The sequence below is a fragment of the Filifactor sp. genome (assembly GCF_057248345.1).
Genome location: NZ_DBHIIC010000001.1, coordinates 68,089 through 93,796, shown reverse-complemented (window position 1 = coordinate 93,796; position 25,708 = coordinate 68,089). Strand labels below are relative to the sequence as shown.

At 33.3% G+C, this 25,708-nt stretch carries 24 protein-coding genes; 18 read left to right on the top strand and 6 right to left on the bottom strand.

The window, feature by feature from the left end:
- The first annotated feature begins 119 nt into the window (after positions 1 to 119).
- Positions 120 to 431 carry a hypothetical protein gene (locus tag ACO5GE_RS00435; RefSeq protein WP_484828946.1) on the top strand — a complete coding sequence of 104 codons (312 nt, stop codon included), beginning with the start codon at positions 120 to 122 and terminating at the stop codon, positions 429 to 431.
- Positions 432 to 552: 121 nt separating this feature from the next.
- On the opposite strand, the gene ACO5GE_RS00430 is transcribed toward ACO5GE_RS00435, so the two are convergent.
- On the bottom strand, positions 553 to 1,353 hold the full coding sequence (locus ACO5GE_RS00430; protein ID WP_484828945.1) for an NAD(+)/NADH kinase: 801 nt from the start codon (positions 1,351 to 1,353) through the stop codon (positions 553 to 555).
- Between the two features lie 163 nt (positions 1,354 to 1,516).
- Between ACO5GE_RS00430 and ACO5GE_RS00425 the strand changes: the two genes are divergently transcribed.
- A complete protein-coding gene (locus ACO5GE_RS00425; RefSeq protein ID WP_484828944.1) occupies positions 1,517 to 2,413 on the top strand; it encodes an RluA family pseudouridine synthase in 897 nt (298 codons plus the stop codon).
- 3 nt (positions 2,414 to 2,416) lie between these two features.
- Here the strand turns inward: ACO5GE_RS00425 and acpP are convergent, their stop codons facing one another.
- Entirely contained in the window at positions 2,417 to 2,653 is a 237-nt protein-coding gene (acpP, locus tag ACO5GE_RS00420; protein ID WP_484828943.1) for an acyl carrier protein, read from the bottom strand.
- Positions 2,654 to 2,813: 160 nt separating this feature from the next.
- Between acpP and trmB the strand changes: the two genes are divergently transcribed.
- The 5 genes from trmB to hslO all read left to right on the top strand — a co-directional run bounded on the left by trmB (position 2,814) and on the right by hslO (position 6,859).
- A complete protein-coding gene (trmB, locus tag ACO5GE_RS00415) occupies positions 2,814 to 3,473 on the top strand; it encodes a tRNA (guanosine(46)-N7)-methyltransferase TrmB (protein ID WP_484828942.1) in 660 nt (219 codons plus the stop codon).
- 89 nt (positions 3,474 to 3,562) lie between these two features.
- Positions 3,563 to 4,579 carry a LacI family DNA-binding transcriptional regulator gene (locus ACO5GE_RS00410; RefSeq protein WP_484828941.1) on the top strand — a complete coding sequence of 339 codons (1,017 nt, stop codon included), beginning with the start codon at positions 3,563 to 3,565 and terminating at the stop codon, positions 4,577 to 4,579.
- Positions 4,580 to 4,595: 16 nt separating this feature from the next.
- The gene (gene hpt, locus ACO5GE_RS00405) at positions 4,596 to 5,135 is read left to right on the top strand and encodes a hypoxanthine phosphoribosyltransferase (protein WP_484828940.1); all 540 of its coding nucleotides are present in this window, start codon (positions 4,596 to 4,598) and stop codon (positions 5,133 to 5,135) included.
- Between the two features lie 63 nt (positions 5,136 to 5,198).
- Positions 5,199 to 5,942, top strand: a complete 744-nt coding sequence (locus tag ACO5GE_RS00400; RefSeq protein ID WP_484828939.1) for a class I SAM-dependent DNA methyltransferase — start codon at positions 5,199 to 5,201, stop codon at positions 5,940 to 5,942.
- 29 nt (positions 5,943 to 5,971) lie between these two features.
- The gene (gene hslO / locus ACO5GE_RS00395) at positions 5,972 to 6,859 is read left to right on the top strand and encodes an Hsp33 family molecular chaperone HslO (RefSeq protein WP_484828938.1); all 888 of its coding nucleotides are present in this window, start codon (positions 5,972 to 5,974) and stop codon (positions 6,857 to 6,859) included.
- A gap of 315 nt (positions 6,860 to 7,174) precedes the next feature.
- Here the strand turns inward: hslO and ACO5GE_RS00390 are convergent, their stop codons facing one another.
- Together ACO5GE_RS00390 and ACO5GE_RS00385 are read right to left on the bottom strand one after the other, a co-directional pair.
- Entirely contained in the window at positions 7,175 to 8,452 is a 1,278-nt protein-coding gene (locus tag ACO5GE_RS00390; protein ID WP_484828937.1) for an amidohydrolase, read from the bottom strand.
- 123 nt (positions 8,453 to 8,575) lie between these two features.
- Positions 8,576 to 9,457, bottom strand: a complete 882-nt coding sequence (locus ACO5GE_RS00385; RefSeq protein ID WP_484828936.1) for a fructose bisphosphate aldolase — start codon at positions 9,455 to 9,457, stop codon at positions 8,576 to 8,578.
- Positions 9,458 to 9,826: 369 nt separating this feature from the next.
- Here ACO5GE_RS00385 and ACO5GE_RS00380 point away from each other — a divergent pair, with 369 nt between their 5' ends.
- From ACO5GE_RS00380 to ACO5GE_RS00370, 3 genes are all read left to right on the top strand, one after another.
- The gene (locus ACO5GE_RS00380) at positions 9,827 to 10,723 is read left to right on the top strand and encodes a sulfide/dihydroorotate dehydrogenase-like FAD/NAD-binding protein (protein ID WP_484828935.1); all 897 of its coding nucleotides are present in this window, start codon (positions 9,827 to 9,829) and stop codon (positions 10,721 to 10,723) included.
- Positions 10,723 to 12,120 (top strand): NADPH-dependent glutamate synthase, encoded by a 1,398-nt coding sequence (gene gltA / locus ACO5GE_RS00375; RefSeq protein WP_484828934.1) that lies wholly within the window; start codon positions 10,723 to 10,725, stop codon positions 12,118 to 12,120. Before ACO5GE_RS00380 ends, gltA begins: the two co-directional genes overlap by 1 nt.
- A gap of 572 nt (positions 12,121 to 12,692) precedes the next feature.
- Positions 12,693 to 13,691 carry an alpha/beta hydrolase gene (locus ACO5GE_RS00370; protein WP_484828933.1) on the top strand — a complete coding sequence of 333 codons (999 nt, stop codon included), beginning with the start codon at positions 12,693 to 12,695 and terminating at the stop codon, positions 13,689 to 13,691.
- Positions 13,692 to 13,904: 213 nt separating this feature from the next.
- Here ACO5GE_RS00370 and ychF read toward each other — a convergent pair whose 3' ends face one another.
- A complete protein-coding gene (gene ychF / locus ACO5GE_RS00365) occupies positions 13,905 to 15,002 on the bottom strand; it encodes a redox-regulated ATPase YchF (protein ID WP_484828932.1) in 1,098 nt (365 codons plus the stop codon).
- A 37-nt stretch (positions 15,003 to 15,039) separates the two neighbouring features.
- Positions 15,040 to 15,654 (bottom strand): NUDIX hydrolase, encoded by a 615-nt coding sequence (locus tag ACO5GE_RS00360; protein WP_484828931.1) that lies wholly within the window; start codon positions 15,652 to 15,654, stop codon positions 15,040 to 15,042.
- Positions 15,655 to 15,980: 326 nt separating this feature from the next.
- On the opposite strand from ACO5GE_RS00360, the gene ACO5GE_RS00355 reads away from it, so the two are divergent.
- The 8 genes from ACO5GE_RS00355 to ACO5GE_RS00320 all read left to right on the top strand — a co-directional run bounded on the left by ACO5GE_RS00355 (position 15,981) and on the right by ACO5GE_RS00320 (position 25,693).
- Complete coding sequence (locus tag ACO5GE_RS00355) at positions 15,981 to 16,367, top strand: YkvA family protein (RefSeq protein ID WP_484828930.1); 387 nt, start codon at positions 15,981 to 15,983, stop codon at positions 16,365 to 16,367.
- Positions 16,368 to 16,458: 91 nt separating this feature from the next.
- A complete protein-coding gene (locus ACO5GE_RS00350; RefSeq protein ID WP_484828929.1) occupies positions 16,459 to 17,742 on the top strand; it encodes a M18 family aminopeptidase in 1,284 nt (427 codons plus the stop codon).
- 71 nt (positions 17,743 to 17,813) lie between these two features.
- Complete coding sequence (locus tag ACO5GE_RS00345; RefSeq protein WP_484828928.1) at positions 17,814 to 20,384, top strand: DNA translocase FtsK; 2,571 nt, start codon at positions 17,814 to 17,816, stop codon at positions 20,382 to 20,384.
- Entirely contained in the window at positions 20,365 to 21,702 is a 1,338-nt protein-coding gene (rimO, locus tag ACO5GE_RS00340; RefSeq protein ID WP_484828958.1) for a 30S ribosomal protein S12 methylthiotransferase RimO, read from the top strand. Before ACO5GE_RS00345 ends, rimO begins: the two co-directional genes overlap by 20 nt.
- On the top strand, positions 21,699 to 22,220 hold the full coding sequence (pgsA, locus tag ACO5GE_RS00335; protein WP_484828927.1) for a CDP-diacylglycerol--glycerol-3-phosphate 3-phosphatidyltransferase: 522 nt from the start codon (positions 21,699 to 21,701) through the stop codon (positions 22,218 to 22,220). Before rimO ends, pgsA begins: the two co-directional genes overlap by 4 nt.
- 411 nt (positions 22,221 to 22,631) lie before the next feature.
- Positions 22,632 to 22,823, top strand: a complete 192-nt coding sequence (locus ACO5GE_RS00330; protein ID WP_484828926.1) for a CPCC family cysteine-rich protein — start codon at positions 22,632 to 22,634, stop codon at positions 22,821 to 22,823.
- A gap of 285 nt (positions 22,824 to 23,108) precedes the next feature.
- A complete protein-coding gene (locus tag ACO5GE_RS00325; protein ID WP_484828925.1) occupies positions 23,109 to 23,336 on the top strand; it encodes a hypothetical protein in 228 nt (75 codons plus the stop codon).
- Positions 23,337 to 24,661: 1,325 nt separating this feature from the next.
- Entirely contained in the window at positions 24,662 to 25,693 is a 1,032-nt protein-coding gene (locus ACO5GE_RS00320; protein WP_484828924.1) for a metal ABC transporter substrate-binding protein, read from the top strand.
- Positions 25,694 to 25,708 lie beyond the last annotated feature (15 nt).

Below are 25,708 nucleotides of genomic sequence, written 5' to 3'. Positions count from 1 at the left end.
GCTCCTCAACTTGGTATCCATTTCGGTTTCGTAGTTTGAGGAGTCTTGTTATGATATATGGTGGAGGTTACTTTCTTATCAAAAGAAGGTAAAACTGTTAGAGTAAGGAGGAAGTTGTTATGAGCGAAACTTTCAATAAGTGGAAGCAGACACTTCAAGAGAATAAAGAAATGCAAATTTCAGATATCTTTGATTTAAAGGATGAAGATATTTCAGATGAGATTTTAGAAGAGGCAAATGGAATTGGAGTTGTTTTGTTTGAAGCATTAGATGATGTTGAAGTTTCAAAACAGGAAGAAGTTGAGATGATAGAAGAAGATTTGGAAGAGGAAGAACAAGATTTTCAACAACGAATGGCGATGTTTCAAGATAGATTGCAACAATTGAAACAGGATGAGTTGTTTGATTTAGATTATAAGGATATCGAGTAGATAAGGAATAGAAATAGATTATTGAGAGTGTCTTGGTGCCATTTAAAAAAGACACTGTAGAGAATGTGAATTTTTGACATTCTCTACAGTTTTGATGTAGATAAAATATGAAGATGTGATGTTATAAAAATTTATTTGTAACTTTATTCCAAAATTCATAGTTTTCCATTCGAATGACACGGATCGGCTCGGTATGAGTTGTTACAACAATTTCTTTAAAATTATTATAGTGTTTTTGTACTCCGTCTACGATAATAGAGATATAGTTTCGGTATTGCGCCTCAGGAGATACGATAATATCTGATGTAGAGGAAGAAATAATACTCGAAGTAAAAGAACGATAAGCGTTGGTATTGAGTGGAGCAAGTGGTGTGATTTGTAATGTGTTAATGGACGGATCCACAATGGCACCACCCGCAGAGTAATTGTATGCTGTAGAACCGGCAGAGGATGATATAATCAATCCATCTCCTCCGAAACATTGGATAAAATTTCCATTGATAGATAGATTCAAATGTACGGCTTTTCCTAAGTAAGAACGAAGTACAATTTCGTTTATAGATTTTATGAGAAACCTTTTATCTGCAATATATGCTGTAGCTTTTAGAGGAAGAATTTCTTGTAGAGTGTAGTTTTGTTTTTGATAATTTTCGATGAATAAATCAAGTTGTTCAGGAAGAATTTCCTGAAAGAAACCTAAGTGTCCTGTATTGATTCCGACAATTGGGATAGATGGAAAATTAAAATCATGAATCGTTTTGATAAATAATCCATCTCCTCCGATGGTAAAAATGAGGTCTTCATCACCAATGAAATTATGATGAACAGCGAAATTAGATTGGATTAGTTTTTCTTTTAATTGTTCGGCAATGACAGCAGAAATTGCATAATCATTATAAGTAATCACTACTGATTTTTTCAACAAGACTCACTCCTTGAATTTTGAATTTTTAATCTTAAATAAACCATTTCATATTATACCACAGACTGTGTTAGTAAAACGCAAACTGTGGCAGAAATCGGACAATTCATCAAAAGGAAGGGTGTTTTTTTGTTGGGAATAGAGAAGAGAGGAATAAACCAATATGTGGGTATCGGAAAAACAGAAATATAATTATTTGGTTTGGAGTGTAGAAAAAGAACAAGTTTTGAAAAAAGTTCTAATTGAAGAAATGGGAATTTCACTTAGAATGATATCTGAATTGAAGAGTAGACGTGCTGTAAATGTAAATGGAGAACTTAGGTTCAACCATGAAATAGTATCTGTTGGAGAAATTATTACAGTTGATTTGGGAGAAGATAGAAGTGTGTATGGTTTAGAAGAGGGAAGTGTTGATGTAATCTATGAGGATGAAGATATTGTTGCTGTCAACAAGTCTCCTTTTATGGTGGTTCATCCGACAGGAACTCATCTGACCGGAACACTCCTTAATTATATGGAATCGTGGTTTCGTCAAAATGGAATATTTGAGAAAGTAAGATTTATCAGTCGCTTGGATAGAGATACATCAGGAATTTTGTTGATTGCTAAAAATCGATATGCACATCATAGAATGTCTCAAGCACATCAAGATATGATGATGCAAAAAACATATATTGCATTGATTGAAGGAAAAATGGAAATAACAGAAGGAGAAATTAGCGCACCGATTGGTAGACCGGAAGACGAAGGAATTAAACGAGAAGTGATGGAAGATGGTCAGATGGCGATTACAAAATATAAGGTATTGAAAGAAGGAGAAAAATTTTCATTGGTAGAATTGACTCCGGTTACAGGTAGAACACATCAGCTTAGATGTCACATGGCATATATCGGATACCCTCTGATTGGAGATAGTTTGTATGGTGGAAATATGGAATATATGAATCGACAGGCATTACATTCTGTCACATTAGAGTTTTTTTCACCAAGAAAAGAAGAAAAGATTCATTTAAAAGCAGAACTCCCGCAAGATATGCAGGAGTTGATAAATCAATTATAGTAATTATTCTTCTGATGTATGTTCTTCAATATATTCCACAACATCACGGATGGTTTCCAGGTTCTCTAAATCGCTATCATCAAATTCAATTTCAAATCGATCTTCCAAAGCCATAATGATATCGACTGCGTCGATTGAGTCCGCATTCAAGTCATTTCGTAAATGAGAGTCCATAGTGATGTCTTTTTTATCAATATGCAATTGTTCAGCAATAATATCTTGAATTACATTAAAAATCATGTAGTAACCTCCTGTTCAGTAGTAATCAATCTATTTCGAACTTAGTTTAATACAATATGTCTGTTTTTTCAAGTAAAAATAAAAAAAATTTGGAAGGAACAGTATTTGAATTCAAGTTATCATGAATGAGAAGAGATAAATTTATAGATGAGGGAAAAGTATGAGATATAGAAGACCAAAATATTTTAAAGAAAAATTGGAGTCGTTTGAAGGTACTTATTTTGTAAAACAACCGGAACAGTATAAAGGAGACTGGAGAAACAGAGTGGAAGGTTGTAATGAGATTTTTTTGGAAATAGGTATTGGAAAGGGGCAATTTTTATATGAACTTTCTAAAAGAAATCCAAAAAACTACTATATTGGAATGGAAAAATTAGATGCTCTTTTAATTCAGTCTTGTCAAAGAGCAGAAGAGGAAGAACTTAAAAATATTTGTTTTATAGGTAAAAATGCAACTTGTTTGGAAGAATATTTTGAAGAGAATGAGTTGGATGGAATCTATTTAAATTTTTCTGATCCTTGGAAAAAGAGTAAACAAGCTAAAAGAAGATTGACACATGGACTTATGTTGGAAAAGTATGAAAAAGTTTGTCGAAATGGAGCTATTTTGGAGTTTAAGACAGACAATGAGGACCTATTTGACTTTAGTGTGGATTGTTTAAAAGAATCTCAATATGAAATACTATTTTTAACTCACAACTTACATCACGAAGAAGGTTGTGAGGACAATATCATGACAGAGTATGAGAGAAATTTTGTGAATTCGGGGAAAAAGATTTGTAAAGTAAAATGTATTTTGAATAAAACATTTAATTTGTAGTATAATAAGTATCAAACATAACAATTATGATTTTTAGAGGAAAGTGTAAATAAAAGTATTGTTTTTATCTTATGTGGGGAGGTTATAGTATGGTCATAACGATAAAAGATGTCGCAAGAATGGCAGGAGTTTCTATTTCGACTGTATCCAGGGTACTAAATCACTCCAAACCTGTTTCTGATGAGATTCGTAAACGAGTCGAAAAAGTGGTAGAGGAGACAGGATATGTTCCAAATCCTGTTGCAAGAAGTTTGGTGATGAAGAAAAGTCAATGTATCGGTGTCATTGTTTCAGATGTATCGAAACCTCGTGTAGGTGGATATTTGAATGGCATTGAGGAAATTGCACGAATGTATGATTATGATTTATTTTTGTGTAATTCCTATGGCGAAATAGATAGAGAGATCAAATTTATGCACTTGTTGTATATGAAACAGGTCGCAGGAATTATTGTTATATCTCCCCGTCTGAGCAAAAAAGTAGTTGATTTGGCAACAGAGCTAAAAATTCCAATGGTATTTATCAGTAAAAATGCTATGGATTATGATGTAATATCGGCAGGAGTGGATGATAGAAAAGCTTCTTACGATATTACAAAATATTTTTTACAACATGGGCATACTAACATTGGGTTGATTCAGATGAAATTATCGGATGATATTGAAAGAACACGAATGTTTGAAGGATATCAGAATGCGTTGCATGAGTATGGCATCACTGTTGATAAGAAAATTGTATCTCAAGTGAAGAATACATTTGAAGAAGGATATCGAGCGATGCAAAAGTTGTTAAAGTTAAAAAGCAGGCCGACAGCAGTTTTTTGTTGCTCTGATGATTTAGCAGTAGGTGCGATGGGAGCAGTAGTAGATAATGGGTTATCAATACCTAAAGATATTTCTATTGTTGGATATTATGATACGGAAATATGCAGTTGGGTAAGACCGAGAATGACAGCAGTACGTCATCCGTTGTATGATATCGGTGCTTCTGCAGCAAGCTTATTGTTGAAAAAAATAGAAAGTAAGCCGATAAAAGAGAAACATATACAGTTACCTTATGAAATTATAGAGAGAGAAACTTCTAACATTTTAGAAAGAAAAAAATAGAAAGGAATATAATCAGATGGATATTGAAAAAAAAGTTTGGGAAGTGTTGTGTTCTGAAGAAGAAATCAAGTCAAGAATTAAAGAAATGGGAAAACAAATTTCTGAAGATTATAAGGAGAAAAACTTGTTGATGATTTCTCTTCTTAGAGGAAGTTTTATTTTTGCTGCTGATTTGGTTCGTGAAATTACAATTCCATGTAAAGTTGATTTTATGACAACTTCAAGCTATGGTCATTCAGAAGAAACAACAGGAGAAGTACAAGTAGTAGCAGGCGTTTCTACAGATATGGTAGGATATGACGTGCTTATTGTAGATGATATCGTAGATTCCGGAACAACAATGTCTTTTGTGAAAGATTATATTCAATCCAAAGGAGCGAAAAGTGTGAAAACTTGTTCCCTTTTAGATAAGCCTTCTCGTCGAAAAGTGGATGTGGATCCTGATTATACCGGATTCATGATTGAAGATAAGTTTGTAGTCGGATATGGTTTGAACTATGGAGATTATTACAGAAATATTCCATATGTATTTGCAGTGACTGACCAAGATAGATAGGAAGTAAAAAATAAAATCTGCATAAGTAGATTTTATTTTTTATGTTTTAAGGGGGAAGGTTTTGTGGCATACGAGGTTATATCCAAAATTTACGATGAATTGATGGAAGAAGTAGATTACAATGAGTGGTGTGATTTTATGGAGAATTTGTTTCTTGAGCAAACTCCTGATATTCATCATATTTTGGAATTAGGGTGCGGTTCCGGTATTATGACGAAATGTCTGCTTAAAAAAGGATATGAAGTTGTTGGGGTAGATACCTCTGAAGATATGCTGTTTTTAGCACAAGAAAGATTGCAAGACTTTGGAAATAATGTCATCCTTATGGAACAAGACATTGAGAATATGGATTTTGAAATTTATGAAATAGATTGTATTTTTTCATCAAATGATACCTTGAATTATATTTTAGAAGAGGATAAACTCAAAAATCTATTTTTTTACCTCAATGCACGATTGAAAAAAGGTGGGACATTGATATTTGATATTTCTTCGGAATATAAGATTTCTGAAATATTGGGTAACAATGTTTTTGGTCAAAGTTTTGAGGATATGATTTATCTATGGGAAAATGAATACGATGAAGAAAAGAAACAAGTAGAAATGACCATTACTTTGATGGAACAAGAAGGTACTTTATATAGAAGAATGCAAGAGAAACAGATTCAAAAGGCGTATTCTATTGAGGAAATGAGAAAACTACTGCAAGAGACGGGATATCGAAAAGTTTTTGTATATGGAGATTTTGATAAGGAGCAAATAGACTTGAATTTTGCAGAACGGTTATTTTTTGTAGCTGTAAAATAGAATAATAAGAGGAAAAAAGGGGAACAAAAATGGGAAGATTATTAAGAGCAATTTCAGATAATAAAACAATCAATATGATTGTAATTGATTCAAAAGATATGGTGGAAGAGGCTAGAACAGTTCACCAGTGTACACCTGTTGCAACAGCAGCATTGGGACGTGTCATTACTGCCGGCACGATGATGGGAGTCATGATGAAAGAAAAAAATGCAAAACTGACTCTACAGTTTAAGGGAGGTGGCCCTTTAGGATTGTTGGTTTGTGTATCAAATTCTCAAGGGGATGCAAAAGGATATATTTCGCATCCTGAAGTAAACTTACCGATTCGCATGACTGACAGAAAGTTGGATGTTTCTGCCGGAGTTGGAACGAATGGGATGATATCTGTTATCCGAGACTTAGGTTTGAAAGAGCCTTATATTGGACAGTATCCGCTTACAAATGGAGAGATTGCAGAGGATTTGACAGCATATTATGCAAACTCTGAACAGGTACCATCTTCTGTTGCGTTGGGTGTTTTGGTGGATGTAGACGGAAGCGTTAAATCTGCAGGTGGATTTATCGTTCAGTTGATGCCTGATGTCAGTGAAGAAGATATTGAAATATTAGAGAGAAATCTACGTGGTGTCATTTCTATTTCTCATATGTTGGATGAGGCGGAATGTTTGGAACAAATTATGGAAGTTATTTTAGGCGAATTGGGAATGAACATTGTTGAAGAGAGACAAACGAGATACTTCTGTGATTGTAGCAGAGAAAGAATGGAAAAAGCGTTGATTAGTTTGGGAAGACATGAATTGGAACAGCTTCTGATGGAGGACGGACAAGCAGAACTTACTTGTCATTTCTGCAATAACAGATATTTGTTTCAAGAAAAAGATTTAAAAGAGTTGATTTTGGCATCAAGACCGAAATAATGATACAATTAGGATTATTCTAATAAAAAATTATGAAAAAAGACATTACCGAATTCATTATTTTTATGAGTTGGTAATGTCTTTTTTGATTCTATGACAAAGACTTAGACAAGAAGAAATTTTCTAATATTTCTCAGTTTTCGTCATCTCCTATTATCATTGATTTTAAAATATTACTCCTACAGTAAGTTCTTTTTGTTCACCAGCAATGATAACGTGCCATTTCATTAGTTGTGAACAATGGTTGTTACATATTATTCAAATTACAACTTATGCGATTTCCAACCTGTTTTTTTATGAGAGATGAAAAAATTATTATTTGGAAGAATAATCTGTATAGATAATAGGGAATAGGTGAGTAAACATAGAAAAACCTAGAAACATAGAATCCTCATTGAAGTCAAATGCTTCATTGTGATGTGGTGCTGCCAATGTTGCACCAATTAAGAAATGGATGCTTTTCCCACCATTGTCTTCAACAGTCTTCAACATATAGGTAATGTCTTCAGATCCATTAAAGGAAGGTTGAAAATCGGTCTTGAAACCTTGTTGTAATAAACTTTCGTTGATCAAAGATTCAAATTCAGGATGTTCTGTTGTAAAATCAGGAGCTTCTCCGACAACGTCAATACGATATTGTAATCCGAATGAGAGTGCCGTGCCTTGAACGGCTTGAACAATTCTGTTCCATAAATCAGACAGAGTGGTATAGTGGTCTGCACGGACTTCTGCTTCAAGAGAACAATCTTGTGCAATGATATTTCTGTTTTGACCGGATAAAAATTTACCGATATTTAATTTGGTATTGGAAGAACTGTATTGAATCAGACTATTGAGAGTAAGACATAGACTGGCACCGCCCAAAAGAGCGTTTCTTCCTTGTTCGGGATTGTTTGCAGCATGAGCTGAGCGTCCCCAATAAGTGACATTAAATTTTTTAGTGGAAAGGAAGTCTTTTGTTCCGACACCAATAGTATCTTTATGTTCATTCATTCCAATATGACATCCTACCATATAGTCTACTCCATCAACACAACCTTTTTCCATCATAGATTTTGCACCATGAACGCCTTCTTCTGCCGGTTGAAAAATGATACGAAGGTTTCCACAAAAGTTATCAGTATGCTCTGAAACATATTTTGCAAGAATAATTCCCATGGCAATATGTGCATCATGTCCGCAAGCATGACAGGTATTTTCGTTTTTAGATTGAAAATTCAATTTGTTAGGAACATGATTCTGATCTGAAGTTTCTCTGATGGGAAGAGCATCAATATCAAATCGAAATGCTATTTTTGGACCTGGTTTTCCAGTATCCAAATCTGCAATAAGACCGGTATAACCTAACTTGATGTCTGAGATGTCAAATGAAATGTCTTTTTGATTCAATTTAGATGCGTGCAGTTCCAATTCTGTTTTCAAAGGCATACCTTCTCTATGTCCATGAATTTCTCTTCCATAACGTACTTGAAATCCAAAAGACTTCATAAGTCGAATCAATTCGATTGTAGTATTCATTTCCAAAAATCCTGTTTCTGCCATTTGTCGGAATTTTCGTCGATAGAATATTAAATCATCAAAGTATTGTTTCATAGTATTTCACCTTCATTTCTTTATTATAATGACATCAAAAAAAGTGTGTATCAAGGAATCGCCAATCTAAGAGGATTCCTTGATTAAAAACACACTTTTTACTCGTTTCATCAAAAATAATTATTATACAGAAGCTTTTACAATAGAATCGATAGAGGAGTCAAGCATTGAATCAAACTCTTCTTGTGTTTGGTTTACATTTAGACCTTCTGTTAAAGCTCTTGAGAAACTTGCAATCATATTTTGATTTTTGCTTAAAAGAGCATTGGCATCTTCTCTTGAGTATCCACCTGAAAGAGCTACGATTCGCACAACACAAGGGAAATTCACCAAATCAGAGTACAAGTTCGGTTCTGTTGGGATTGTGAATTTGAACATTAATTTTTGGTCTTCATTCATGGTTTCTAACTGTTTTACTATTTCTGCTTTTAGGAAAGATTCAATTTTAGATTTTTCTTCTGCATGAATGTCTACTTCAGGTTCAACGATAGGAACAAATCCTTGTGCAATGATTGCTCTTGCATATTCGAATTGTTGTTTTACCACTTCACGGATACCATCTTCGTTATATTCTTTGACAACGGAACGCATCTTAGTACCAAAAATATGACGTTCTTTTGCATTTACAAGAATTTCATCTAATTCAAAAGGTTTCATCAATTGAACACCGTTATTTAGTTCTGCTAAACCACTATCAACTTTTAGAATAGGAACAATGCCTTTTTTATCCCAAAGAAAATCAGAAGTATATAAACCATCAATTTTAGAGTTCATAGTAACTTTGAATAAGATGGCTGCCAAGATTCGTTCACTTGTAAAAGAACGGCTTGTGATGATACGTTTACGCATTTCGTGAACCAAACGGAACATTTCATCTTCATTACTGTATTGGTCTTCATTTATTCCGTATAATTTCAGTGCTTTTGGTGTAGAACCACCACTTTGATCCAATGCAGCAATAAAGCCTTTTCCGTTTTGCATAATTTCCAATTGTTTTGTATTCATTGTCATTCCTCCAAAAAATAATAGTTACTGATATCAATAGGAATCATGTTTATTCAGAAAAAAGAGAATAAAGATGGTGTATTAAAATAATTTATCTCAGGTAGAAAGTAGCATTTTATAGATAAGGGCTACTCTCCATTCGTGTTCCTTCTGAATAAAAATTCCAAAATATAATTTCACATTAAAGTATACCATAAAAAGAAACAGTAGAACATAAGAATGATAAACTATTTTGCATTAAACAAGAAAGAGTTGACATTTGTTATAAAAATAGTTTTGACTAAGAATATTTTATAGTATAATATAAATGATACGTTTTATTACAGATGGGATGATTCAATTAACAGTAATTTGTTGAAGGGGGAAAAAATGAGCTATCGCATTGTACAAAAAAAACAATTAAATAACCTTGTATATTTAATGGATATTGAAGCACCAAGAGTAGCAAAATCAGCAAAACCGGGACAATTTGTAATCGTGAAAATTGATGAAAGGGGAGAGAGAGTTCCTCTTACGATTGCTGATTATGATAGAGAGAAAGGAACTGTTGCCATTGTATTCCAAGTAGTTGGAATGTCAAGTAAAAAGTTATCTACATTGAATGAAGGGGATTCATTGAAAGATTTTGTAGGGCCACTTGGAAATCCTAGCGACTTTATTCACGAGGATATCGAAACATTAAAAAACAAAAAATTTATTTTCATCGCTGGTGGAGTTGGAGCAGCTCCGGTATATCCTCAAGTAAAATGGTTCAAAGAACATAATTTGGATGTGGATGTTATTATTGGAGCAAAAACAAAAGATTTGTTAATCTTTACTGAAAAGATGGAGAAAGTTGCTAAAAATGTGTATTACGCTACAGATGACGGTTCTTTCGGATTTCACGGAATGGTTACTGCTCTATTAGAAGATTTGGTAAATAATCAAGGAAAATCTTATGATGAAGCAGTAATTATCGGACCTATGATTATGATGAAATTTGCTTCTATGACAACAAAGAAATTAAATATTCCTACAATCGTTAGTTTGAATACTATTATGGTTGATGGAACCGGAATGTGTGGTGCATGTCGTGTTCGTGTCGGCGACGAAGTGAAGTTTGCTTGTGTGGATGGTCCGGAATTTGATGGTCATTTAGTGAATTATGATGAAGCAATGAGAAGACAGACGATGTTCAAGACAGAAGAAGGTAGAAAGATGTTGAAGTATGAAGAGGGAGATACACATCGACCTGAAGGCTGTGACTGCGAGGAGGTTGATAAATAATGTTGGATAAAAAAGTAAAAGTTCCTGTAAGAGAACAAGAACCGAAAGTAAGAGCAGGCAATTTTAAGGAAGTTTGTTATGGATATGATACGAACGAGGCAATGTTGGAAGCTACAAGATGTTTAAATTGTAAGAATCCACGTTGTGTTCAAGCTTGTCCTGTAGGAGTGAACATTCCTTCTTTCATTTCAAAAGTGAAAGATGGGGATATTGAAGCAGCAGCTCAGATTATTGCGTTAAATAGCTCTTTGCCTGCAGTGTGTGGTAGAGTTTGTCCACAAGAATCACAATGTGAAGGTTCTTGTATTGTTGGAATAAAAAATGAGGCTGTTTCTATTGGAAAATTAGAGAGATTTGTTGCTGATTGGGCAAGAGAACGTGATTTGAATGTTTCAAAAAAAGATGCTTCAAACGGGATAAAAGTAGCAGTTATCGGATCAGGTCCTTCAGGACTTGCATGTGCAGGAGATTTGGCAAAAAAAGGTTATGATGTAACAATATTTGAAGCATTCCATGAACCGGGTGGAGTATTAACTTATGGAATTCCGGAGTTTCGTCTTCCTAAAAAAGAAGTGGTACAATATGAAATTGATTCCATTCGAAAATTAGGTGTAAAAATTGAAACGAATGTTATCATAGGCCGTACAGTTACAATTGAGGAACTATTTGAAGAAGAAAATTTCAAAGCAGTATTTATCGGATCTGGAGCAGGCCTTCCTATGTTTATGGGAATTCCGGGCGAAAATGCGAATGGTGTATTGTCTGCAAATGAATTTTTAACAAGAGTGAACTTGATGAAAGCATATTTGGAAGATTATGATACTCCGATTCGAAGAGGAAAAAAAGTGGCGGTTATCGGTGGTGGAAACGTTGCGATGGACGCAGCCAGAACAGCATTGAGATTGGGAGCTGAATCTCATATCGTGTACCGTAGAAGTGAAAAAGAATTACCTGCCAGAGTAGAGGAAGTACATCATGCAAAAGAAGAAGGAATCATCTTTGACACATTGACAAATCCAAAAGAAATTTTGACTGATGACACAGGATGTGTTCGTGCAATGAGATGTGTTAGAATGGAATTAGGAGAAGCAGATGAATCAGGAAGAAGAAGACCTGTTGAAATTCCGAATTCTGAATTTGAGATGGAAATAGATACTGTTATCATGTCACTTGGAACAAAACCGAACCCATTGATTACTTCTACAACAGATGGATTGGAAACAAATAGAAAACAATGTATTGTTGTAAATGAAGATGGACTAACTTCCTTAGAAGGAGTTTATGCAGGTGGAGATACGGTAACAGGAGCAGCTACAGTAATTTCTGCAATGGGTGCAGGTAAAGTTGCTGCAAAAGCGATGGATGAATATTTGAAAGGTAAATATCTATCAGAGTAAAGTAAGAAATTTACTATGAAAATGATATCAGTAGTCGTTTCTGTAAATTTTATATCTTTGGAGTAAAGATAATTAGATAGCTGTTATCATAGAATGAAAAAACTTTCTTTTTTGAAATGAAATAGACTTCAAAAGAGAAAGTTTTTTATTTAGATTTTAAGATTGCAAAAAATATGGAAAGAAAAAAATGAACCATCTATTATTATAAAGAAAGATGTTAAAAGAACTAGAATTGTCACGATATTACAAAACAGGACTGAATTTGTTTCAATCAGTTTGATAGAAGAAGTCTATTATGAGTTAAATTGAAGTAATATGAAGATGGATTATCATGAGATTTTAAAGAAGCAGTCTTCTAATATAGAGATGTCAGGGTATCAATGATTTTCTTGGTGAGAAAAGATGAAAAATAAAGGATATCATGGACATATACCACGAATTTAATAAAGAATGATATTCTTTTTTAAAAAAATATGGTACGATAGATGGCAATATAATAATGAACAACTACTACAGTCTGTTTGGTGTAATTCAGGTTGTTTGTAAATAAATAATGGAAGGTGGAGCATAGAATGTTTCAAAAACAGTCAATGAAAAGAAAACTATTAACAGCAATTATTATTTTTGTTGTAATCAGTGTAGGAAGTACAGTCTTGGTAGGGAATTATTTTCTTAAAGTTGCAATTATTCGACAAGATAAAAAGCCGAAAGTTGCTCCGCCTGATGGATTGAGTGAAATGGATTTGAATAAAATCAATCAATCAAAAGAGCAATATAAAGAGAGACGAGAAAAAATTTTTAAGAATGATGCAGTTCATAAACAAGAGGTCACAATTACGTCTGATGACGGGTTAAAATTGAAAGCGGATGAATATACACAACATGGTGAAAAATCTGACATGTGGGTAATCGTGGTACACGGTTACAAATCCCATCGACATAAGGAAGCTCCTCAAAACATAACAGCCACCTATTTAGAGCAAGGATATCAGGTATTGTCTCCGGATCATAGGGCACATGGAGATTCAGAAGGAAAATTTATTGGAATGGGCTATTTGGAGCGAAAGGATATTCTACATTGGATAGAATATATTTTAGATAAAAATCCAAATGCAAAAATTGCTTTGCACGGAGTATCTATGGGTGGAGCGACTGTTATGATGGTTTCAGGAGAGTCCCTTCCTTCAAATGTATATGCTATCATTGAAGATTCAGGATATACCTCTGCTTGGGAAGAATTTGAATCTGAGTTGAAGTATCTGTATCATTTGCCAACTTTTCCTGTATTAAACATGGCAGATGCTATGTCTCGTATTAGAGCAGGATATTCCCTTAAGGATGCTTCTTGTGTACCTATGTTACAAAATACAACGGTACCGATGTTATTTATTCATGGAGATAAAGATAGCTTTGTTCCGTTCTATATGTTGGAACAGAATTATCAGACATATACCGGAGATACAAAAGAAAAATTAATTGTTCATGGAGCAGGTCATGTACAATCATATTTGTTAGAAACAGAAAAATATTGGGATACAGTATTTCAGTTTTTGAAGAAGTATCAAAGATAGTTTTTTGTGAAGTTTCTTAGAAGTAAACTTAAAAAATGGAATAAGTGAAAGAATATAGATATTCTACGTAATGATTTTTGTTTCTATCATTCCATCATCTAAGATAAATTTAAAAAACAAAACATCCACTTAATCATATCGAAAATGAAGTTTTCAAGTTGATTGAGCGGATGTTTTTTATTTGATGATATTCAGTTTTTATCAAGTGATGGATTATACATTGAATCTGAATAATACAATATCTCCATCTTGCATGATATATTCTTTTCCTTCTAGACGAACTAATCCTTTTTCTTTTGCTGCAACCATATTTCCACCTGATGCAACTAACTCTGCAAAGGAAATAGTCTCTGCTCTAATGAAACCACGTTCAATATCGGAGTGAATCTTTCCGGCAGCTTGTTGTGCTTTTGTTCCTTTTCTTATCGTCCATGCACGAGTTTCCATAGGACCTGCAGTTAAGAAGGAGATAAGGCCGAGTAAAGAGTAGCTGGCTTTCACCAATTTATCCAAACCGGATTCTCCAATTCCAAGGTCTTCCAAGAATAATTTTTTTTCTTCCTCTTCCAATTGCGAAATTTCATATTCCAAACCTGCACAGATAGATACACATTCTGCATTTTCAGATTTAGCAAATTCTGCTACTTCTTTTACATAAGGGTTTTCTGATGTGTCGGAAGAAAAGTCATCCTCAGAAACATTTGCAATATAGATAATTGGTTTGTAGCTGAGCAAATTTAATGATTTTACAAACGATAATTCTTCATTGTTGAAAGACATAGTTCTTGCAGAGAGAGAGTTTTCTAATGTTGACTTGATGTGTTCCATAATTTCTACTTCTTTTTTCAAGGAAGCATCTGCTTTCGCTAATTTGACTGTTTTTTGAATTCTCTTTTCCAATAATTCAATATCAGAAAAAATAAGCTCCAAATTGATGGTTTCAATATCTCTTAGTGGATTGATATTTCCCTCTACATGGACAATATTGTCATCTTCAAAGCAACGAACGACATGAACGATTGCTTCTACTTCTCTGATATGAGATAAGAATTTATTTCCAAGTCCTTCTCCTTTGCTGGCACCTTTTACAAGACCGGCAATATCATAAAACTCAATATAGGTGGGTATAATTTTTTTAGATTCATATATTTTCGCTAACGCTTCCAATCTTTCATCCGGAACAGAAACAACTCCAACATTCGGTTCAATTGTGCAGAACGGATAGTTTGCCGACTCTGCTCCTGCATTTGTAATAGCATTAAATAATGTGGATTTTCCAACATTTGGTAATCCTACGATTCCTAATTTCATAATAAATAAACATCCTCTCTAAAAAATTAAAATGTATCTATCCTTTTTTTATGGTATCGGCAAGTTCTTTTAAAAGAGATGCTGTCATTCCCCATATAATATCACCGTCATATTCATAAAAATAGGTAGTATATGTCCCGGTTCCAAAAGAATACTGTTCTTTGTTTGGAATTTTATCATAAGGAAAATCATCAGGTCTTTGAATGGTGATTGTTCCTCTATATGATTTTGGTTCGGTAGTCGTTAAAAAAGAGATAGGTAAAAAAATCAATCTCTCTACTTCCTCTCTATTCGGTTGAAAATCAATTGACTCTGTGGTAGCAAGAAAAGAATAAAGTACTTTCCCAAAAGGCGGAGTCAAAATATCAAAATCTGAGAGAACAAAGATGTCATCTCTGTTAATTCCCAATTCTTCCTCAGTTTCTCGAAGAGCAGCGTTCAATCTACCCAAATCGGACTGTTCTATTTTTCCGCCGGGAAATGAAATTTCTCCAGATTGTGGAATGTTAGAAGAACGCTTTTCTAAAACAATATGGTATTCATCCTGTAATTTGACAAAGAGGATTAGGACCGCATACTCCTTTTGATGCATTCCGATAATTTTAGAATGATAGTCTTGAAAGATAGAGTATAATTCATCTCTATTGTCCATAATATCCTCCCTCAAGTAACTGTTCTACAAATTATATCATAAAATTTTAAGATTCAACTCTTCGAAAATTTGTATCATTTTGGTAAAAATTTTGAATATCTTAATGACGAAAGCTGATTCTTCTTATTTTGATATGGTAATATGATATATCATAAGAGATTATATCATAAATTAAAAAAGAATAGGATATAAATATAATGTAATTTCATGTATGAGAAAGAGACTGATTGTTTTGGTGGAAATTTGTGGTATAGGCTCCAAAAATCATATCTTTCCGTTACAGAATCTGTTAGAATGATTATAAAACGTCAGTAGGAGGGACTTTTATGAAGAATAACTACAGTATTTTTTTACAAGGATTACGTTTTTTGAAAACAGTAAAATATTTACCTGATTTTTTGTTAGATGATGAGGTAAAGTGGTATAGAAAATGCAAGATTATACTATTACTTATTTTTATGGGAGGATATTTGATTAGTCCAATTGATTTATTGTGGGACTTTTTATTTTTTGGTCTAGGATATGTCGAGGATATATTTGTGATTCTCTTCCTTTTGACTTATGTGTGTGATGAGTTGGAATTATATGCCGAACAAAAAAGTTTGGTAGAAAATCAAGAAACTGTTTGCAATTTTAAAAATGAAAAAGACTGTGATATAATTGATGTGGAATTTGTAGAAACAGATGAAGATACTAATGGAAAGAAAAGGTAATTTTATTGGAAGACTACAAGATTAAAAACAGACTCGATTAACGATAAAAATCAAATTATAGTACGAGAATAGGAGATATGGAGGAATTATTTTGAAACACAATAACAAGTATAATAAGGATTTGATGACGTTTTTGGATGAAGGAGTCTCTCCTTATCATGTTGTGGAATCTATGAAAAAAAGATTAGAAAAGAGCGGTTATGAAGGTTTGGATGTCAAGGACTCATGGACTTTAAATCGTGGGGGAAAATATTATGTCGATTTGGGAACTACATTGATTGGATTTGAAATAGGAGAAAAAGCAGATCATTTTCGTATCTTAGGTTCTCATACAGATTCACCGACTTTTTTGATTAAACCGAATGCTGATATTCAGTTCAAAAATTATCAAAAGCTAAATACGGAAACGTACGGAGGCCCTATTTTGAACACGTGGTTAGATAGACCTCTTTCTGTTGCTGGAAGAGTAGATTTGAAAGGAGATTCTGTCTTTGAAACAAAGGAAGTATTGGTAGATTTTGAAGAACCGGTTGCAATCATTCCGAATTTAGCAATTCATCAAAATAGAACAGTAAATCAAGGATTCGAATTAAACAAGCAAAAGGATATGTTGCCAATCATCGGATTGTCCGGAAAAAAATTGGAAGAAGATTATTTTTTGAACCGATTATCTGAAAAAATCAACTGCAAGAAAGAAGATATTTTGTCTTATGAATGTTATTTTTATCCTGTTGAAAAAGCATCATTTGTAGGTTTTTCAAAAGAAATGATTAGCTCAGGAAGATTAGATAATTTATCTATGTTCTATACAAATTTTATTGCGTTGATGGAAACTGAAGCTAAAAATGCGGTAAATCTTGTAGTTGGTTTTGACAATGAAGAAGTAGGAAGCGGTTCTCGTTTGGGTGCAGGTTCTGTATTGTTATCTACAGTTTTGGAAAGAATTGCACAATCGATTGGTATAACAGGTGACGAATACTATGCGATGATACAAAGATCATTTATGATTTCTTGCGATATGGCACATGCTATTCATCCTAATATACCTGAAAAAACAGATGTTACCAATCATCCTAAGTTGAATGAAGGACCTGTAATTAAGATTAGTTTCAACAAAAAATATAGCAGTACAAGTTATTCCACCTCTGTGTTTATGCAATTATGCCAAAAAGCGGGAGTACCTTGCCAACAGTTTGTGAATCGTTCCGATCAGGCAGGAGGTTCTACAATTGGCCCGATTTCTGCACGTGAATTAGCAATTGAATCTGTAGATATCGGAAATCCAATGTTATCAATGCACTCAAGTCGAGAGTTGATGGGTTCTAGTGATACGGAATACTTAATATTGGCATTGAAAGTATTTTTTCAAGAGTAAAAAATAATAGTAGTTGATGGAATAGCTATTTTTGTAAAATAAGGATATTTAATAAGTTTGGAGTGTATACTTTGGCGAGAAGAAAAAGTGTGACAGAAAAAAAACCAAATGTGAGAAAGAAAAGAAGAAAGGAACCACAAACACCTCCGGTTCCTTCTCAACGTAAAAATAATATAAAGAAACAAGGAAAAAATGAAACTTTAAGTGCAATCATTATGGTTTTTGTGGGAATTTTTATTTCTCTATCCTTAAATACAGCTTCTATGGGGATTGTAGGGAAAGGAATTCGCTTCTTATTGCTTGGAATTTTCGGGAAGATTGCACTTCTTATTTCAATTGGAATGATTATTTTGGGTGCGATTAAATTGTTATATCACAATCGATTTACATTTCAAGACATTCCAAATGGACTGTTTCCTTTACTGTTGTTGGATTTGAGTTTGTTCTATGCTAAAATTAACAGTTCTATCCTTCCAAAAGGAGAATATCGTTGGAGTAATGTAGGTAGAGTATTTATGGATTCAGCAGACAATTTAGGAGTAGGAGTTATTCCTTATTCGTTTGTATATCTATTCCATAGATTTTTAGGAGTATGGGGAACTACATTTTTTATTTTCGCGATAACTTTGTTTATTATATGGTTTTATTTTGGATTTGGCCCATTGCAAATGATTGAAGAAACTGGTGGTGCGGTAAAAGGATGTCGTACATTTGTTGATATGATAAAAGAAAAAATTAACAATTTAATTTTTGAAGATTTGCCTGATGAAGAAGATGATGAGGAACACAGTGCATTTTTGGATTATGGGAATTTTGAAAAAGACTTTGATTATAGCTCGTATGAAGACTATCAATTGAAACCGCTAACAAAGGAAAGTTATATGGAGCAGGAAAAGCGGGAAAATTTGTTTAAAGTATTTTTTGGTAAAAATGATAACGAAGACTTTTCAATCAACAATCCATTAGAAAAAGAGGAGGAATCCCTCTATCAAGAAGAGCCTTATGTTCTGGATAAGACAGATTTTGGTGATGATGCATCTTCTCAGTTTAAATACAATAATTTGGAAGAGATTGTTTATCGAAAAGATCGTTTTGATTATCCTGTGAGTGTTCAAGATAATGATGAATTGGCAACACTGAAGGAAGAAAGTGAAGTAACACCAATTCTAAAGGAAGAACGACAGACGAAGCTCCAAAAAGAGTATATTCTTCCGCCGTACTGGTTGTTGGAAACGTATACAAAATTACAACGAAAAAATTCTGACATTCAGAACAAAGCGAAATTGGTAGAAGATACTTTAAAAATTTTTTCTGTAGAGGCAAATGTAGTGAATGTTTCATCCGGGCCGACTATTACAAGGTTTGAGTTACAACCGAAACCTGGAACAAAAGTTTCTAAGATATTAAGTTTATCAGACGATTTGTCACTTGCCTTAGCTGCTCAATCCATCCGGATTGAAGCACCGATTCCCGGAAAATCTTTGGTAGGAATTGAAGTTTCTAATGAAGAAACAGAAATGGTAGGTTTTAAAAGTGTAGTAACAGATGAGATTTTCAGAAATGAATCGTCTAAAGTTTCTTTTGTGCTTGGAAAAGATGTAGCAGGAAAAACAAGAATTTCTAATTTAGTAAAAATGCCACATCTATTGGTAGCAGGTTCAACAGGTTCCGGAAAAAGTGTATGTATTAACACTTTGATATGTAGTATTCTCTATCGTGCAACACCTGATGAAGTGAAGTTTATTATGATTGATCCTAAGATGGTCGAACTGTCTGTTTACAATGGAATTCCTCATCTTATGATGCCTGTTGTTACCGATATGAAAAAAGCGCCCTATGCTTTGAGTTGGGCGGTCGATGAGATGAATCGCCGGTATAAAACATTTGCAGAAAATCTGGTAAAAGATATTGATGGATATAATAAAAAAAATCCCGAAGAAAAAATGCCGAGTATTGTCATTATTGTAGATGAGTTGGCAGATTTGATGTTAGTAAGTCCAAAAGAAGTGGAGGATTCTATCTGTCGATTGGCACAAATGGCAAGAGCTTGTGGAATTCATTTAGTGATTGCAACGCAAAGGCCTTCAGTAGATGTTATTACCGGTTTGATTAAAGCTAATATTCCTTCGCGAATCGCCTTTGCAGTATCTTCTCAAACAGATTCCCGTACGATACTGGATATTGGCGGTGCGGAAAAGTTGTTAGGAAAAGGAGATATGCTCTATTATCCAATTGGAATGAGTAAACCTCTTAGAGTACAAGGAGCATTTATTTCAGAGCAAGAAGTGATAAATATTGTATCTTTTATCAAAGAACAAAATTCTCCATCGAAAGAAGAAGAACAGGAAGAGAAAGAAGATGTAGCTTTACAAATTCAAGAAAAGATGCAACAACAACTGCAAGAAGAGGAAATAGATGACTTGTATCAGGATATTGTGAAGTTTGCCATTGAAAACGGAAAAGTATCCACTTCTTTGATTCAGAGAAAATTCAGAATAGGGTATAACAGGGCATCTCGAATTATGGACTATATGGAAGAACAAGGGATTGTAGCTGCAAGTGACGGAGTGAGACCGAGAAATGTATTGGTTGATGGAAATAGTACGTTGAGAGGAAATAATGATGGAAACGAATTGGAATAGAGTATTTATAACAACAATGGGTTGTGCAAAAAATTGGGTAGACTCTGAGAATATGCTTGGAATTATGGAGACGGAAGGGCTAACTCAGACATTAGATGTTGAAGATGCAGAGATTGGAATTGTTAATACATGTGGATTTATTGACAGTGCAAAAGAAGAATCCATACAGGAAATTTTGTCATTGGCACAGTATAAACAGATAGGAAATCTAAAAAAATTGATTGTGACCGGATGTTTGGCACAAAGATATTCTAAAGAGTTGATGGAAGAAATTCCGGAAATTGATTTTATTTTAGGAACAACAAGCTTTCCTCAAATTATGAGTGCAATTAAAATGACAGAGTTTGGGAAACGGGACAGTTTATTGGAAGATATCAATTTGAATCTATCTGAAGATATGGAAAGAACACAACTGACAGAAGAGTATTATGCATATCTTAAAATAGCAGAAGGTTGTGATAATCTTTGTACCTACTGTATCATTCCTAAATTGAGAGGGAAGTATCGTAGCCGAAAAAAAGAAGATATCGTAGAAGAAGCCACAAAGTTGGCGGAATCCGGAGTGAAAGAATTGATTGTGATTGCGCAAGACACTACAAAATATGGGATAGATTTGTATGGAAAAAAATCTTTGGGTGGATTGTTAAAAGAGCTGGATAATGTGAAAGGCTTGCATTGGATTCGTGTATTGTATTCGTATCCGGAAGACATTGATGATGAATTCATTTCAGCAGTAAAGAATTCCAAAAAAATCATTCCTTATTTTGATATGCCGATTCAGCACTGTTCTGATACTGTACTGAAAAGAATGAATCGTCACACCTCCAAACAGGAATTGTACGATAAAGTGAATCAGATTCGAACACAGATACCGAATGCAGTTCTAAGAACGACTCTAATTACAGGATTTCCGGGAGAAACGAAAGAAGAGTTTGAAGAATTAAAACAATTTGTGCAAGAAGTTAAATTTGATAGGTTGGGAGTATTCGCCTTTTCACAAGAAGAGGGAACGCCCGCATCAAAAATGAAAGATCAGATTGAAGAGCAAGAAAAAGAAAATCGTCGTGCTGAAATTATGAATATTCAACAAGGGGTTTCTTTTGAAAAGAATCAATCGTTCTTAAATCAAAAAGTGGAAGTATTGATTGAAGAAGAAGTAGAGCAAGGAGTATATGTAGGAAGAAGTAAAAGAGACATGGTGGAAATAGACGGAGTAGTTTATGTTCACACAGAAAGAAAGTTAGAAATAGGAGCATTTGTATCCGTAGAAATAGATGATTTCATGGAATATGATTTAATTGGGAGGGCAGTATCATGAATACACCAAACAAACTGACTGTTTTGAGATTATTATTGGTACCTGTATTTTTTGTGGTAGCTTATTTTGAAAGAAGTAAAGAAATTTATCTATTTGCAACCATTGTATACAGTATTGCTTCTGCAACAGATTTTTTGGATGGATATCTTGCCAGAAAATATCATTTGGTCACAGATTTTGGAAAATTTATGGATCCGCTTGCTGACAAAGTGTTAGTTGCAGCAGCTATGATTTTTTTGGTTCAAGTAGGAAGATTACCCGCTTTTCTTGTTGTAGTCATTGTTGCAAGAGAGTATGCAATCAGCATCTTAAGAGCGATTGCATCCAGTCAAGGAACGGTCATTGCAGCAGCAAAGGGTGGAAAAATCAAGACAGTTACACAAATGATAGGAACAATTTTATTGTTGTTAAATATTATTGTAATCGGTTTACCGATAATGTATATTGCCTTAATTGCTACGATATACTCCGGTGGGGAATATATCTACAATAGTCGTCATTTAATTTCAGAAAAATAGAAAAAATCTTGTTTGTTTTTATAACAGACAAGATTTTCTAGATAATGATGATACAATTTACAATGATATTACTATAGATAACATTCCGAACTAATTTATAAATACTTTATAATATTAGCTATAAAAATACAGAATACAGGAAATGAATATCTAGATTTAATTAGGTTTATAAAAAAACAGCCAGTTATAAGTTGGAAACATCATTAAAAAGTTATGGGATTGATAAAGAAGTGACACATAGAGCATTGGAGGATGCAAGGACTATCTTTGAACTTTCTTTAAAATTGAATAATTTTTTAGAGAAATTTAAATACAAAGCATTGTTTTTAGGAATCTTTTAAGTGTATTTCCCACGTATGAAGAGGTGATCTTAGTATTTTGACAAATTAAAAGAAATGGAGGAAAATCACGATGGATAAGCATTTATGTCCAGTTTGTGGGAAATATGAGTTTGAAGAACAAGGCTCTTTTGATATTTGTGATGTGTGTGGTTGGGAAGATGATCCGTTACAATTAAAAGAACCAAATTTAGAAGGCGGTGCAAACGAGATGAGTCTCAACCAAGTAATAAAAAATTATAGCCAAAGTTTGGCAGTAGTGTAATTTTATACGAAATTCAACCCAACAATATATTTCTGGTATTACTCGTGTATGCGAGGATGATTCTAAAATGAAAAAAATATTTGTAGACTGCTTAACTATTCTTTGCGTGATCGGAGGTGATCCAGCCACTTAATTCATGTCTGTTTGTTTCAGTTTGTAGTCCATATGTATTTTTTGTTGATTTCTGTGGGTCTTTTATCAAAAATATTAAAATAAATAATGAGACTGACTATTGTAGAAGCGTGGGAAGTATATAACATTATGCAACTTATCGGAGGAAAGATTATGAATAGAGTAGATGATTTTATAGAAAAAGTGAATCAAGTAACGTCAGACCATAATGCAACAGATGTGGATTTTCTTTCGTTAGAGAAAGAATACCTTGAAATCTGTGCAGATGATGACATTCCTTTTGGAGAAAAGTCAAGGATTTGGTTCAAATCTCGTTATGAGGTAGTAGATATGATGTGTTCCGGAATTAGATATTTTAATGGCGAAGATGATGAAGCGTAAAAAATATAGATGCTCTGAAAAAATTTGAAGAAGACTTTTCTTTTAGTTTTTTACTTAAAATACAATTGATTTTATTACTGCATTCTATGATATCAAGTCCGAAATTGCATTGCATAGAGATTAATGTGTTTGGAAATATATTTTAAATAGCAGATTTAAGTGCAAAGACAGCCAGTCAACTATATCAGAAATGATAAGCATTTTTGCTATCGGATATGGAATTTATAAAGGTTTTTTATAAGGTTTCATTTTTGAAAATTTTAGTAAAATTATTTCTGCGGATAATTGGATATCGATTAGAGCTTTTTTAAACATTGTCATCCTGTATTACAAAGGAACACAGAGTATGTTTACCTCATCAATAACATTAAATGTACTTTTAGGAGAGCAAATGTCTATTTTAGATATTCTGAAAAAGAAATGAACGCTATTGAGTAAGATAAACAATATCACGCTTTTATAAAATCTGGCATGCAAAAGCGATTCTCGTCATCATCAGTTTTTTTATATTAGATGGAGAGCTCATTTTTAATGTTTGTAATTCAAAATATGAAACTTGGTAATTTTTTTTGGTATGTTGTATTTTAACTTTTTGGAAAGTGTAAAGTATATACAAGAACAAAATACTCTTTTAATTGTAAAATACAATTTCTAAAGTTTTTTCGGAGGAATAAAAAAAGAGCCTGCTGAAAGGCTCTTAGAATTGGTATGGCTTATGAGTTAGTATACATTTATAAAATTTGCAGGCTTCAAAAAATGATTTTCTCAAAGAATAATTATCGAAATGATTTCTTTTGATAACACCTTTACTCATTTGTACTCCTGCATAAAACAAATACGGAGTTATAAACAGCATATAAGCAATTGCTAGTGGTATTAAAATAATTCCACTTATAATAAAGGATATTAAAAGGATGTAGTAAGTGCTGGTAAGACTTGAAACTAATGTCATCTTCTTTACCTCCTTTCTCTCATTATATCATATATAAAATAGATGTTACAACAAAGATATACTTTATTTTAATGAAAATAAAAAAGAATCCCAAAAAAGTGGTAGTTTTCATTCGTTCTAAATGAAACTTCCACTTTTTAAGACTTTAGAAAGATTGTATCCAGTTGAAAGATAAATAATTTTCTACCTACATAAGATTAAAAAATATTTTTATAATGAGAAACTATAAACTTATTAGTGATACATAATATTGGTTAATTGGAGCTATTTTAATTGACAAAAACATTGAATAGGAATAGAATAAATAACGAAAATAGGAATTATTCCTATTTTTGCTCATTGTAAAATATAGTTATCATAAAGGAGTAGTGAAATGAAAAGATTTTGGAGTAAAGCACTAACAGTTGCTTTGATTACAACTATGGGATTATCTGTTTTTTCTGCTTGTGGAACAACAGAGAAATCAGAATCAAACAATACAGAGGAAAAAAAATTACAAGTTTATACCAGTTTTTACCCAATGTATGATTTTACAAGTAAAATTGCCGGAGATAAGGTGGATGTAATCAATTTAGTTCCTTCCGGTATGGAACCTCATGACTGGGAACCAAGCACAGAAGATATTGCAAATTTAGAAAAAGCTGATATGCTTATTTATAATGGTGCAGGTATGGAACACTGGGTAGAGGATGTAACAAAATCATTGAGCAATAAGGATATCGTGTTGGTAGAAGCATCTGAAGGAATTGATTTGATGGAAGGACATCATCACCATGATGACGAAGGAGAAGAGGCACATGAACATGAAGGTGAAGAAGCACATGAGCATGAAGGTGAAGAAGCACATGAGCATGAGGGTGAAGAGGCACATGAACATGAACATAGTTTAGATCCTCATGTTTGGACAAGTATTAAAAATGCAAAGAAAGAAATGGAAAACATCAAAAATGCTTTGGTTAAGTCAGATGCAGCAAATGCCGAATATTATGAAGCTAATTTCAAAATGTATAGTGAAAAATTTGATGAGTTAGATAAAAAGTATGAAACGGAAATTGCAAAACTTCCAAATAAAAATATTGTAGTTTCACATGAAGCGTTTGGGTATTTATGCAAAGAATATGGATTAACACAAGTAGGAATTGAAGGATTATCTCCTGATTCTGAACCAAATCCAAAAAGAATGGCTGAGATAGTAGAATTTGTAAAAGAAAACAATGTAAAAGTTATCTTCTTTGAAGAATTGGTAAGTCCTAAAGTGGCAGAATCTATTGCAAAAGAAACAGGGGCTACAACAGATGTATTAAATCCTATTGAAGGTCTTACAGAAGAGCAATTGAAAGAAGGAAATGATTATATTTCTATTATGGAGCAAAATCTGAATTCCATTGTGAAAGCATTGCAATAGGAAAGGTGTATACGA